Origin of the sequence: Bacillus sp. PAMC28748 (assembly GCF_014250415.1) — a bacterium.
In the GTDB taxonomy this organism is placed as follows: domain Bacteria; phylum Bacillota; class Bacilli; order Bacillales; family Bacillaceae; genus Bacillus; species Bacillus licheniformis.
Window position 1 is genome coordinate 1,018,121 of record NZ_CP060192.1, and the last position, 12,214, is coordinate 1,030,334.

Consider the following 12,214-nt stretch of genomic DNA (forward strand, 5'->3'; position numbering starts at 1 on the left):
ACGCTTTCTTTTCGGTGCATATTTTTTCCTTTGGGAGAGGAAATTTTTCAGGTTGGACGGCCAGCAAAGCAGACAACCCGCCGTTTCACTGAAACAGCGGGTCATATATTTTACTGTGGCAACTGCACTTTGATCGGCTTAAACGGTGTAGAATAAAATGCGCTTAAATAACCAAATTCGACATCAAGCGAATATCGGTCAAGGCTGAAGTTTTTCGCTCCAAATTCACCATCTAACGTAAAGTCTGATCGGAATCGGAGCTTTTTAGGATCAAGCACTTTTGTAAAATTACCTTTTACGCTGTGTCCCATCGGCGCTTCGTCAATGCTTTTATAAGCAGAATCAACCAGTGACATCGTTTCTAAAAAGTTTTGCATGCTGTCAATATCAATCTTAGATTGATCGACATGTTTCAGATGATAGTCGACAGACAATTTACTTCCGTTTTGTTTCACCTGATCAACGGCAATCTGGAAGTCATGACGGTCAGCGCTCAGCGCGGCGGGCGTTTTTGTGAGAGGCAGCGTCTTTTCGGAATCGCCCATACTGCTGCTCGCCTCAATCTTGAGGTGTTTTGTTCCTTTATTCACTTTTCCAAGGATCAGCCTTTCTTCGTGACGAACCTTGTTTCCGTTCTTTGTACTGTCCGTCGTCCACTGCCCGCCACTCAAATAAGGAATTTCATTTCCTTTATCATCGGTCACTTTTATAACCGATGTACGATCGTTCGGATGTTCCTCTGAATTGGATACTTCATAGTCGATGACAGTCGATTCTTTTCCGAGAATTACCGTTTTTACGGCGAGCTTATGGCCATCAGCCGATTGTGTATTGTTTTTGGTTATGTGGAGCGTTTTATACGGCAGTTTATCAACCGGAATGTCGAACTTCCATTTCCCTCTGATTCCGTTAATATTTGTGATCGTAACCGGGAGTGTCAGTTTATCGGGAATATGTTTGTCTGGATAGCCTACTTGAATGTAGCCGGTATAGCCGTCCTCTGTTTTCTTCAAGTCTCCTTGAGAAGCGATAGCCCATTTGCGCTCGCCATTAAATAATGTGAAATGAATCATTCTCGCTCCATCATCTAAATCTTTTCTTGTATCGCTTTTCACCTTAAACGTCATACCGATGATTCCGCCGTCAAAATAAACGCTTGTAGCTGTCACGTCTATGTTGTTGCTGGACGCTTTCTCGTTCAGTTCAGTGACAAGCTGGCCCGCCACCAAGTTTTGGCCGACATAGTCATGGAATTGTTGATACGCTTTTCCAATCAGCGGGACGTCAGCCAACACGCTTTGCATCGCTGGGGAAACGAAGCCGCTACCGAGAAGGAGCACGGCGGCCGCGCTCGAAACAAAAACAGTCCTTTTCACGGCGCGCTTCGGCCGAAACGTTTTTTCCCGCTTGGCCCGCTTGATGCCTTTATCAATCGATTCGCGGATTTCTTTTGTAGGGACATCGATCTTGTTTACTTCGTTTTTGAACCGTTGTTTGTCCATGCGTCTTCTCCCCCAGTCAGTAGTTGTTTTAATTCAAGCTTCGCTCTTTTCAGATAGGTCTTAACGGTTCCTTCAGGAGCATTCATCACCTCGGCGATATCATGAATCGGCAGGTCGTGATAATAAAATAAAATGATGGCGGTTTGATATTCTTTTCGCAACTGCTGAACAGCTTCAAGCATCCCTATTCTGTCGTCCGCATGCATCTCCTGCTCCCGGCCTTCGTCCTGCAGCGGCCTGTCCATTAAAACCACTTTCTTTTTCTTGTCCAATATGGCATATGCATGATGAATGAGGATTTTCGTCAGCCATGTCAAAAAGTATTCGGGATTCCTCAACTGGGCAATCGATAAAAATGCCTTGTACGCCGTTTCCTGTACGATATCTAACGCGTCCTCCTTATTTCGCACATATATGTAAGCTGTTCTGTAAAGCTGTTCGCTGTGCTTTTGAAACAGCATTTCAAAAGCTTTGGCGTTGCCTGCGACAGCTTTCTTAACTAATCTGATTTGCTTCACTGCTGCGCCTCCTTCAAACATTAGAGAGGAGAAATGAAGAGAAAAGTTTCAGAAAGATGGTTTTTTTCACATAAAAAACCCGCTTTAGGTAATATAGCGGGTTCAAATGTTAGTTTCTGTTGGAAACTTTATGTTTAGATAATTCTTCGTATAAACTTTGCAATTGTTCTTGACGAATCATTCCGTTGATTGAAACTGTGCCATCGGGTTCTAACCGAACTTCTATTTTATTTGAAATTGATTGAAGCTGACCTTCAAGATAACGATATCTCTCAGTCAAAAAATGATATCGTTGATTAGAGGAACCTGTCCATGGCCGGCTTAAATCTATATTTTCTTTTTCGAAAGGACCATCAATGAACAAATCAGTCAATTCAAGTAACTCTAGCTGGCCCTTTCGTGGATTCGACTTTATATCTTCCAAGTATCTGCCGCTAAAGGTCAAAATAGAAAGTCCAGCAATTTTTATTTTATCCGCAAGTTCTGCAAGGGCTTCCGCTTGATCCATTGGCTCACCACCAAGAAATGTTACACCTTCAATATTGTTTTCTTTTTTTGAATCAACAATCTTTTTAAAGAGGTCGTCTACACTGATGTCTTTTCCACCCTTGTCAGACCATGTCCACGGTACTCCGCAGCCTTCGCAGCGTACCGAACATCCCTGCACCCATAAACACGCCCGTTTACCGGGTCCTTCTGCTTCAGTAAGCGGCAAAAAACGATGGATTCGTATTTTCATTAAATATCCAAAACCCTTCCTTCAGCATTCTCATCTTTTCTATCCCTTCGGTCAACTGGTTTAGAGAATGAGAGATACGGCTCTACCTTCAAAAGCACATGCGGCTTCAATCCTAACTGTTCGCCGAAATGATCAATAGATGAAAAGCCACCGATTTCTTCACGCATGGCGACCGCTTTTTTGGCGAGGATAATTCCCAACTGCGGAATCGAAGCGATGTCTTCCACACTCGCTTGATTAATGTCTATTTTCCGTTCCGATTGTTTATCGGTTTGGCTCGTTCGAGCCGCGGCGGTCTCTGGATACTCATTTTTCAGAGATTTACGCAGCTGATCTATTTCAGCGCGTTTCAACTGTTGAATGGACTCTAACCGAATTAAAAACTCCGGCCGCACTTTTAAAGCGTGAACAATTGAGACACCCCAGCCGATGATCAAAAGAACCATGGCCGCATTGAATAAAGGTGTTCCATTAGAAAGAATAGTGAATAAAAAAATAGCAAAATAGATCCATCCGGCAATTAACCATTTTTTTTGTTTTGCCCGAGCGAAAATATAGAAAAAAGAAACCCAATTTAAAAAGCCAAAAGGAGTAAATACAAATAGGACCCATATGGATTGAAACAGCTCCCATTTCACTCCCTTATTGGTATATCCATTAGCCATTACGGTGCCCCCTTATAATTTGCTGATGCCTCAAAACATCAACCTGTTCCGTCTCAAAGTATTCCGCCGTATATGATGAATCAATCGTTTCAGCCTCAAGCAGCTGTTCCAGAACTCGAATATAATCTCGGCATTTCGGTCCTTTAATCCCTTTTGTTTCCACATTAATTTGACCATCCTGCTGAATTTCAACAATAATTCGCTGACTCATGAAATGCCTCCTTATCCATTCACCTTGAACGTCAATACCACCGAATTCTCATTTGTCACCGTTTCATTTTCTAAAACCAATCCTTCATGTTCGGCCTTTTCTATAAGTTTCAAATATGTTTCCTGCTGCAATATCCGTTTGTACTCCTCTTCAATTTGATCAATAAATTCCCGCGCCTGGTTTTTATCAACTGAACGATCAAATGCAGCTTTAAAGGTGCCTTCTTCTGTCAAATGGAAAGTTACAGCTGAATCTTCCATGATTGCTTCGACGTTTGTTGTTCCAAGCTCGATCGTCTTACATCCATTTTGGTCAAGCGCTTTTTTGAGAAGGTCTTCATCCTTCATAACGGTAGGCATTGTATAAAGACGGCCTGATTCGTTTTCTGCCAAATAGGATGCAATCGCTTGGGTCGCTGCAATCGCAACTGGTAATAAAACAATTTCAATACTCATGCTTTGACACCTCTTCCTAAAACTCTACAGCTCTGCCACCCCGGCTTGTATGTAAATCGGCATCTTTATCACGCGGATTTTCGTCATCTTTCTTTAGCTGAATAGATTGGTATTCCTTCAGATCTTCCTGACGGGCAGCCGATACAGCCCGAAGACTTGCCCATTCCCGAATTGCAAGAATTTGCTCTGATTGCGTAACAGCCAAAGGAACAGTCTGCTTAATCACTTTCTCAAGATCCTCAACCGTTAAGCTTCGATTTTCAGAAAAGGCTTCAAATAATGCAGAAATTACGACTTGTTCGATTTCAGCACCAATAAATGATTCCGTCAGTTCTGCAAGCTTGTCCAAGACAGGTGGTTCTATTGAAAAATTCCCGGCAGCTTTCGGGTTTGTTAGCCTCTTTTCAAGATGGATGCGAAAGATTTCTTTTCTTTCTTTTTTCGTTGGCAGATCAACAAAAAATATCTCATCAAAACGTCCTTTCCTTAATAATTCGGGCGGAAGAGCGTCTATATTATTTGCAGTTGCTATCACAAATACAGGCTTTGATTTTTCCTGCATCCAGGTTAAGAAATTCCCAAGCACTCTCTTCGAAGTCCCCCCGTCTCCAGCTGTTCCGCTATTCCCCAATCCTTTTTCAATCTCATCGACCCACAAAATAGACGGAGAAATGGCCTCTGCCGTAGATAAAGCGTTTCTCATATTTTCTTCACTGCTTCCGACAATGCCGCTGAATATTTTTCCCATGTCCAATTTTAAAAGAGGAAGCTTCCACATAGAGCTGACAGCTTTAGCAATTAAGCTTTTTCCGCAGCCGGGAACCCCCGTTAATAGAAGCCCCTTAGGGGATGGCAGCCCATAGTCCTGAGCGGAGTCCATCCATGACTTGTTTCTTTTATTCAACCAACGTTTGATATTTTCCAATCCACCTACATCCTGGATATTTGGTTCACTTTTAATAAACTCTAATACGCCGGTTTTTTTAATGATTTGCTGCTTTTCAAAAAGAATTTGATCAACGCTATCCGAATCTAGACGCCCTTTGCTTACTAGCGCCAGTGCAAACGCATTTTCTGCTTCTTTTAAAGTTAATCCCAGTGCTGCTTTTACTAGGCGTTCTTCTTCGTCCTCAGTCAAGCTAACGATTGCCCGATTTTGCCCTTGATTCATTTCGATCATTTTCTTGAGCGTTTCTTTAATTTCTGCAAAGCTGGGCAATTGAAACTCTACAATTGTGATGTCCTTTTCCAATTCAGGAGGAAGCGTTAATGTTGGCGCCACAAGCACAACATTTTTGGAAACAAGACTCTTTTCCAATACAGAGACAAGATCTTTCATTTTACGAATCAAACGGTATTCAGGGGGGCGATTATTTGCACCCAAATAAACATAAAAATCCTTCAATATAAAGACTGCTGGCTGATCATATTTTTCAATGAACGCCAAAGCCTTTAACGGGTCTTTTGTTTCGGCTGATGGAGGCATTCCATTGCTTTCAAACCCTTTGGTTAAACTCCAAACAAATAAGGTTCTTGGTGTTTTAATCAATTCTGTATCCGAAACAATATGACTCAGTTGATCTATGACACGTTCTTCTTCCCATGTAGAAATATACAGGAACGGAAAGCGGGCCCTGAAATAATTCGCTACTTCTTTTCTAAAGTGATGATATCCTTCCATTTTTCTCCCTTTCTATTGACCTATTTTTTATTATTATACTAAATTTTTCTACAACAGGAATAAAAGATTTCAATCCTCCCATTCGCCTTCTCTAAATGATAAGATTAAAATAAAACCAACAATTGGAGATGAAGGAAACATGAAGAACAAATTGATTGAACGCCTCATTTCTTATGCGAAAGTGGATACGCAGTCAAATGAAAACAGTCAGACGACGCCTTCCACTCCCGGGCAGCTGGCGCTTGCCAATATGCTTGTCGAAGAGCTGAAAGAGAGCGGCATGAAGGACGTCACAATCGATGAAAACGGCTATGTGATGGCGACGCTTCCTTCGAATACAGAAAAAGAGGTGCCGACGATCGGTTTCTTGGCTCATGTGGATACAGCAACAGATTTTACCGGAAAGAACGTCAATCCGCAGGTTATCGAACAATACGACGGAAAGGATATTGTGCTGAATGAATCCCTCAATGTCGTCTTATCGCCCAAGGAATTCCCCGAGCTAGCAGATTATGCGGGACATACGTTGATTACAACCGACGGAACGACTTTGCTCGGCGCCGACAATAAAGCTGGGATCTCTGAAATCATGACGGCAATGGAATATTTAATTGCGCACCCCGAAATCAAACACGGGAAGATCAGAGTCGCTTTTACACCTGATGAAGAGATCGGCAGAGGGCCGCACAAGTTTGACGTCGAGGCGTTCAATGCCAAATTCGCGTATACGGTTGACGGCGGACCGCTTGGCGAACTGCAGTACGAAAGCTTCAATGCCGCAGCCGCGAAAATCACTTGTAAAGGAACGAACGTCCACCCCGGCACAGCAAAAGGAAAAATGGTCAATGCCGCCAAAATCGCGATGCAGTTCCACGCCGCATTGCCGGAAAACGAAGCTCCTGAATTTACAGAAGGTTATGAAGGCTTTTATCATCTGCTTTCAATCAAGGGCGATGTTTCTGAAACGAGCCTCTCTTATATCATTAGAGATTTTGACAGAGACCGATTTAACGAGAGAAAAGACACCGTCCAAAAAATCGCAAACAACCTTAAAGCGAAATACGGCGAAAACAGCGTCACAGTGGACATGAATGATCAATATTACAACATGAGGGAAAAGATCGAACCGGTCAAAGAGATTGTCGACATTGCCTATAAAGCGATGAAAAACCTTGATATTGAACCGGTCGTTAAACCGATCCGCGGCGGTACAGACGGCTCTCAGCTCTCATATATGGGGCTTCCTTGTCCGAACATTTTCACAGGCGGGGAAAACTTTCACGGAAAATACGAGTATATTTCCGCCGACAATATGGTAAAAGCCGCGAATGTCATCGTGGAAATTGTGAAGCTGTTTGAAGAAAGAGCTTAAACGAAAAAAGCGGAAAGCGGCTGCAAGACAAAGCAGCCGCTTTTTTTTCCAGATCAATCTTTATCTGCGCTTTGCTGAAATTAGAACATGTTGCAAGGCGGTTTCTTTTTGGAGCGGGATAAAGCCAATTAACATCTCACCGATGCAAAAAATTCTGTTCATTTGGCTTCATCACCTTTCCAAATATCTTTCAACGTCCAGTAAGTGAATTCTTCAACCCGTACGTTGCCTTTCTCAGAAAACAGCTCAATCCCCGCTCTTCCTTCCTTCGGATATATGCGGCTTGTCATTGTAGCTTCACCATGATTTGCAAATACTTCAATAGACGATCTGTCGAGAAACAGATGCAAAGTGAGCTTCTCATCCGCTTCAAGCCGTACGTTTCTCACACCGTCCCTCGCTTTGCCGGACTTTGAACAGTCGAGCGTCAGCTTTTGATCAATCAAGCTGTACTTGATGGTTGTTTCTTCCTGTTCAATTCCCCGGATCTTTAAGCCAACCGTTTCGGCACTGCAAATTGTCAAATCAAAAACGGCCACCACTTCAAGAAGCTTTTCGGCTGTCTTTATAAAATAGCTGCCGGAAATCGATTGATTGTCACACTCATGATGTTCCGATCCACGAAGTAATTTAGTCTCCTCGACGGGATTCATTAAAATTTTGTGACCATCCTTCAACGTCAATTCACGCGGCAAAGTTAATGCCCCGCACCATCCGTCTGCTTTCGTCGGCATCTCTGACTCCCACATATCCATCCAGCCAATCGCAATTCTGCGGCCTTTGTCATCCAATAAAGTTTGCACGGCATAAAAGTCGTGGCCGTGATCCAACTCTTTAAAGGAGCCATGTACAAACTTATTCGTTTCTTCATCATAGTCTCCAATCAAATAGCCTGTTTGATACAGATTTTGATATGATTCACCATCAGCCTCTATACCCTGAGGGGAAATCAGCAAAATGTGTTTGCCGTCCAGTTCAAAGAAATCCGGACATTCCCACATAAAGCCGAGATTTCCGTCGCTTTGGGCGAGAACGCCTACGTACTCCCAATCTACAAAGTTAGGCGAGCGGTATAAGATGACCCGCCCGACGGTCTCTTTTGAGGAGTTTCCGACCACCATATACCAGTTCTCACGATGCTTCCATACTTTTGGATCGCGAAAGTGACGTGCGCTGTCTTCCGGCGGTTCTGCAATAACAGGGTTTTCTTTCAGTTTTTCAAAGACGATACCGTCTTTGCTGACTGCTATATTCTGAGTTTGGTAGAAATCGTCTTTCTCTTCATCTATCATATTATGCCCAGTATAGATTAAAGCGAGGTCGCCGTTATATTCGACTGCGCTTCCTGAGAAACAGCCGCTCTCATCAAATTCGTCTCCCGGCGCTAAAGCAACCGGCAAGTGCTCCCAGTGAATAAGATCCTTGCTCTTCAAATGGCCCCAATGCATCGGCCCCCAATTCTCATCATACGGATGATGTTGATAAAAGACATGATACTCCCCTTTATATTGAATAAGTCCGTTTGGATCATTTATCCAGTTTGCCCGGGGCATCATGTGATAGCCCATTCGGTAACGGCGATTCACTTTTTTCCCGGCTTTCTTTAATGCTTCTTCTGCCTGCTGAATTCTGTTCATCTGTGACATCCTCTCTATATATGATTGCTTTGTAGATTTTGAGCAAATTCAACATCTTTCTTTGAGTCTAGCAAGGTAAAAATCGAAATAATGGTAAAACAAAGGACCATTGCTCCCATGATGAGATAAGTCTCTCGAAATCCGATGCTGTCGTATAAACCTCCTGCAAGCGGCGAAAAAATCGACGTGCCTACCTGGGATGCGAATTGAAAGCCGACAAGATAAAGTACGGATGAAAGACGATTATCAAAATTAGTTGCCAAATATTTAAACATCGCAATCAGCATAATCGGCAATTCTAAAGCATGAATGAGTTTCATCGATGAAATTCCGACCGGTCCGCTGACAAGTCCGGAACCGATAATCCGGAAAGCCATTAACAGCCCCGCTAAAATCAAGCTTTTTTTAGGACCGAGCTTATTGACGATGAAAGGCGCAAGAAACATCATGCCCGCTTCAATAAATACTTGGAATGAATTAAGGTATCCAAATATTTGGTTCCCCAAGGCCGCAGTCGGAAATAAGGAAGCGTAGTAAAGCGGGAACTGCTGGTCATAGACGCCGTACACGCATGTTACGCCGATCACGTACAGCATCAAAAACCAGAAATCTTTTAAGAGAAAAAGCCCTCCTACGTCTTTTAATCCGACCGAGTCTGCTCTTTCCTTTTCATCATCTGTCATCTCAATTTTTACGGAAACAATAATGGCCACCAATATGATTGCTGAGGCGGACGCAACCCAGAAGTTGATATTCGGATCGATATTGAACAGCTGACCTGCAAAAAATGTCGCCGCAGCCCAGCCGAGGGACCCCCACATCCTTGTTCTTCCATATTCAAATTGATATTTGCGGCTGACCTTTTCAATAAAGGTTTCAATCGCACCGATTCCGGCGAGAAAAGCAGTTCCCAAATAAATTCCCCCGACGATAGCCCCAAGAAAGACGTTGTATTGCAAAAGCGGTCCGTAGACGAAAATATAAAAGGGACCCGTAAATACGAGCAGCAAACTGATCATAAATAATATGTTTTTCTTCAGCCCGAGCTTATCGGAGATAAAACCGTACAAAGGCTGCATGCACAAAGTAAAGATAGCGTTTACAGAAAAGATAATGCCCGTTGCGGACCCGTTCAAATTGATTTCTTGCCCTAACCAAATCGCAAATAAAGAATAGCTGGAAGACCAAGTAAAAAAGAAAAAGAAAAAATAAGCGCTTAGTTTCCAATACAGAGTTTTTGAGCCCTTCATTTTCACTGCTCCCTTGACCATTATTTGAACTGCTTAACTGCATTTGCATTTGTGCCGCCATTCCGCATTCCGGGCGCCTCTCTTTACACGAAAAGACGGATGTTTAACATGTTGCATTCGCTTCCGCCAGCTTTGAATCGTCTTGGACAATCCATCCTGAAAAAACGCTTTCTTGAAATGCCGTTTTTTACATGGACGTTTCCACGCCAGCCACTTTTTCTCCTCAATCTATCGTTCCAACAAAATTTAAAAGCGCTTTCAAATGAATTTTATGTCAACCAGTTTCATATGTCAACCGGTTGACATACTTTTTTACAAAAGCGAAAAATAAGGCCTCGTGGTGATTCATGGAAAATCCTTGCACATAGCGGTTCAATTCTCTAAAATAAGTGCGTGATGAGAATTGTAAGCCATTTCGATAACACAGGGGGCAAGGGCATGAAGCCTAACATTCACGATGTTGCAAAAATAGCAGGTGTTTCACCAACCACCGTTTCACGGGTGCTGAATAACCGCGGTTATATCAGCGAAAAAACAAAAGAAAGAGTGTACAAGGCGATGGAAGAAATCAACTATTTTCCAAACGACCTTGCCCGCTCTTTATTCCGAAAACGCACAAATTTAATAGGCCTCATCATCCCGAACTCCAGCAATCCTTTCTTCGGGGAACTGGCCTTTCATATCGAAAGCATTTGCACGCTAAAAGGGTATAAACTTCTTCTTTGCAACAGTTTAAACCGCAAGGATAAAGAAGAGAAGTATTTGGAAATGCTGATACGAAATCAGGTTGACGGCGTTATCGCCGTAACGTTTAATAGGGGCATTTTAGATTATCACAAACAAAATCTTCCGATTGTCGCAATCGATCACTATTTATCCAATCATATCCCCGTAGTGGGATCAGACAACTATGCCGGCGGAAAAAAGGCGACAGAATTACTGCTCGAAAAAGGGTGCAAGCACATTGTTCATATTAATGGGCCGCTCGAGCTTGAAACACCTGCAAATCTTAGGAGAAAAGCATATGAAGATGTCATGAAAGAACACGGAAGAAAGCCTGTTACATATGAAGTTCCTTTTCATCAAAATTATCAAGAATATATCTCAAGGCTCTTTGATGAACAACCTAATGCTGACGGCATTTTTGCTAGTGACGACCTCATAGCTGCCGCAGTCTTGAATCAAGCCAAAAAACGAGGCATAGATATTCCCAACCACTTAAAAGTAATCGGTTACGATGGAACGGAAACGGTTCAGTCGCTGCTCCCTGATTTGACAACGATCCAGCAGCCTATTGAATTAATCTCGAAAAAGGCAATCGAAATCTTGCTAAAAGCGGTCGATGGTGATTTTAACGATTTGCCGCGTGAAACCTATTTGCCAGTTCAAGTTCTGGAGGGTAAAACAACTTAATATTCACATCATGTTATGGAGAGATCTCCAGCTTTTATCTCTCCTATACACTTCTTTTGCTTTCTATGACTTTTGTAAAAATAAGATAAATTTTAACTTATTTTTCTAGACAAGCCACCCTCTGTGTGATAATGTATAGTACAAGTTTTCAAAATATTCTATCATTAAGTGGGGTGCCATAATTGGAAATGAGCAAAGTTCTTCCTGAACCGCTGACTTCCCTTGTGAAAGACATGCTGACCAAAACGGATGGTTCAACAACCAAAGCGATTGAAACGCTGATCGGCGGCAAAGCCGAAATCGAAGTTTTTCAGCAAAATAATATTGATTATGACAAGCTTTCACCTGAGGAAGCAAGGCTGTTTCAACGCGATGATGACATCTTGTTTAGAACCTCGTCTTTGAAAACAGGCGATGATTATTTATCTTATAATTATGTCTATGTCAAAACAAACTTACTGCCGCCCGCCATCAAACAAGATTTGCAGGAAGAAAGGCTTCCCATCGGGAAAATCATTGCAGAACTGGAGTCAAGGCGTGAAATTTTCAGCACGGGCGACTGCCTGGGAAAACATTTCACACAACTTGTACCTGTTTCAGCAGACCGGACATATGCTTTTAAAAAATACCAGATCATCAGCGGCCGACAGTGCATGTTCTATGTCTGCGAACTGTTTGATTTAGAAAAAATCTGCAAACTGACTGCGGGCTGAATCATGCCCGTCAGCTGCCGCTTTATGAAAGAGCTTCCAAAACCTCCTCCTTCCTTCT

12 protein-coding genes are annotated in these 12,214 nt (G+C 42.7%); 3 read left to right on the forward strand and 9 right to left on the reverse strand.

Annotated elements, in window-relative coordinates; translation table 11 throughout:
- Positions 1-110 precede the first annotated feature (110 nt).
- The 7 genes from H7F26_RS05245 to H7F26_RS05275 all read right to left on the reverse strand — a co-directional run bounded on the left by H7F26_RS05245 (position 111) and on the right by H7F26_RS05275 (position 5,771).
- Positions 111-1,502, reverse strand: coding sequence for a DUF4179 domain-containing protein (locus H7F26_RS05245; RefSeq protein WP_009329885.1), 1,392 nt, complete (start codon positions 1,500-1,502; stop codon positions 111-113).
- The gene (locus H7F26_RS05250; protein ID WP_011201770.1) at positions 1,472-2,041 is read right to left on the reverse strand and encodes a sigma-70 family RNA polymerase sigma factor; all 570 of its coding nucleotides are present in this window, start codon (positions 2,039-2,041) and stop codon (positions 1,472-1,474) included. The genes H7F26_RS05245 and H7F26_RS05250 overlap by 31 nt, the downstream gene beginning before the upstream one ends.
- Before the next feature lie 88 nt (positions 2,042-2,129).
- Entirely contained in the window at positions 2,130-2,759 is a 630-nt protein-coding gene (locus H7F26_RS05255; protein ID WP_009329887.1) for a 4Fe-4S single cluster domain-containing protein, read from the reverse strand.
- Positions 2,759-3,424: a helix-hairpin-helix domain-containing protein gene (locus H7F26_RS05260; protein ID WP_011198440.1), complete on the reverse strand. Its 666-nt coding sequence runs from the start codon at positions 3,422-3,424 to the stop codon at positions 2,759-2,761. The genes H7F26_RS05255 and H7F26_RS05260 overlap by 1 nt, the downstream gene beginning before the upstream one ends.
- Entirely contained in the window at positions 3,417-3,635 is a 219-nt protein-coding gene (locus H7F26_RS05265) for a DUF2997 domain-containing protein (protein ID WP_009329890.1), read from the reverse strand. Before H7F26_RS05265 ends, H7F26_RS05260 begins: the two co-directional genes overlap by 8 nt.
- 11 nt (positions 3,636-3,646) lie before the next feature.
- A complete protein-coding gene (locus tag H7F26_RS05270; RefSeq protein WP_009329892.1) occupies positions 3,647-4,090 on the reverse strand; it encodes a hypothetical protein in 444 nt (147 codons plus the stop codon).
- A gap of 16 nt (positions 4,091-4,106) precedes the next feature.
- Positions 4,107-5,771, reverse strand: coding sequence for an AAA family ATPase (locus tag H7F26_RS05275; protein WP_017474098.1), 1,665 nt, complete (start codon positions 5,769-5,771; stop codon positions 4,107-4,109).
- Between the two features lie 139 nt (positions 5,772-5,910).
- Here H7F26_RS05275 and pepT point away from each other — a divergent pair, with 139 nt between their 5' ends.
- On the forward strand, positions 5,911-7,143 hold the full coding sequence (gene pepT / locus H7F26_RS05280; RefSeq protein WP_017474099.1) for a peptidase T: 1,233 nt from the start codon (positions 5,911-5,913) through the stop codon (positions 7,141-7,143).
- Positions 7,144-7,301: 158 nt separating this feature from the next.
- Here the strand turns inward: pepT and H7F26_RS05285 are convergent, their stop codons facing one another.
- Both H7F26_RS05285 and H7F26_RS05290 read right to left on the reverse strand, forming a co-directional pair.
- The gene (locus tag H7F26_RS05285; protein ID WP_017474100.1) at positions 7,302-8,780 is read right to left on the reverse strand and encodes a glycoside hydrolase family 32 protein; all 1,479 of its coding nucleotides are present in this window, start codon (positions 8,778-8,780) and stop codon (positions 7,302-7,304) included.
- A gap of 14 nt (positions 8,781-8,794) precedes the next feature.
- Positions 8,795-10,030 (reverse strand): MFS transporter, encoded by a 1,236-nt coding sequence (locus H7F26_RS05290; protein WP_025807348.1) that lies wholly within the window; start codon positions 10,028-10,030, stop codon positions 8,795-8,797.
- A 438-nt stretch (positions 10,031-10,468) separates the two neighbouring features.
- Between H7F26_RS05290 and H7F26_RS05295 the strand changes: the two genes are divergently transcribed.
- Both H7F26_RS05295 and H7F26_RS05300 read left to right on the forward strand, forming a co-directional pair.
- Positions 10,469-11,443, forward strand: a complete 975-nt coding sequence (locus tag H7F26_RS05295) for a LacI family DNA-binding transcriptional regulator (RefSeq protein WP_003186474.1) — start codon at positions 10,469-10,471, stop codon at positions 11,441-11,443.
- A gap of 188 nt (positions 11,444-11,631) precedes the next feature.
- Complete coding sequence (locus tag H7F26_RS05300) at positions 11,632-12,156, forward strand: chorismate--pyruvate lyase family protein (protein ID WP_085959886.1); 525 nt, start codon at positions 11,632-11,634, stop codon at positions 12,154-12,156.
- Positions 12,157-12,214 lie beyond the last annotated feature (58 nt).

What these genes read in the sequence shown, in the direction of transcription:
- H7F26_RS05245 (WP_009329885.1), bottom strand. Translation starts at nt 1,502, where the DNA reads ATGGACAAACAACGGTTCAAAAACGAAGTAAACAAGATCGATGTCCCT.
- H7F26_RS05250 (WP_011201770.1), bottom strand. Translation starts at nt 2,041, where the DNA reads ATGTTTGAAGGAGGCGCAGCAGTGAAGCAAATCAGATTAGTTAAGAAA.
- H7F26_RS05255 (WP_009329887.1), bottom strand. Translation starts at nt 2,759, where the DNA reads ATGAAAATACGAATCCATCGTTTTTTGCCGCTTACTGAAGCAGAAGGA.
- H7F26_RS05260 (WP_011198440.1), bottom strand. Translation starts at nt 3,424, where the DNA reads ATGGCTAATGGATATACCAATAAGGGAGTGAAATGGGAGCTGTTTCAA.
- H7F26_RS05265 (WP_009329890.1), bottom strand. Translation starts at nt 3,635, where the DNA reads ATGAGTCAGCGAATTATTGTTGAAATTCAGCAGGATGGTCAAATTAAT.
- H7F26_RS05270 (WP_009329892.1), bottom strand. Translation starts at nt 4,090, where the DNA reads ATGAGTATTGAAATTGTTTTATTACCAGTTGCGATTGCAGCGACCCAA.
- H7F26_RS05275 (WP_017474098.1), bottom strand. Translation starts at nt 5,771, where the DNA reads ATGGAAGGATATCATCACTTTAGAAAAGAAGTAGCGAATTATTTCAGG.
- pepT (WP_017474099.1), top strand. Translation starts at nt 5,911, where the DNA reads ATGAAGAACAAATTGATTGAACGCCTCATTTCTTATGCGAAAGTGGAT.
- H7F26_RS05285 (WP_017474100.1), bottom strand. Translation starts at nt 8,780, where the DNA reads ATGAACAGAATTCAGCAGGCAGAAGAAGCATTAAAGAAAGCCGGGAAA.
- H7F26_RS05290 (WP_025807348.1), bottom strand. Translation starts at nt 10,030, where the DNA reads ATGAAGGGCTCAAAAACTCTGTATTGGAAACTAAGCGCTTATTTTTTC.
- H7F26_RS05295 (WP_003186474.1), top strand. Translation starts at nt 10,469, where the DNA reads ATGAAGCCTAACATTCACGATGTTGCAAAAATAGCAGGTGTTTCACCA.
- H7F26_RS05300 (WP_085959886.1), top strand. Translation starts at nt 11,632, where the DNA reads ATGAGCAAAGTTCTTCCTGAACCGCTGACTTCCCTTGTGAAAGACATG.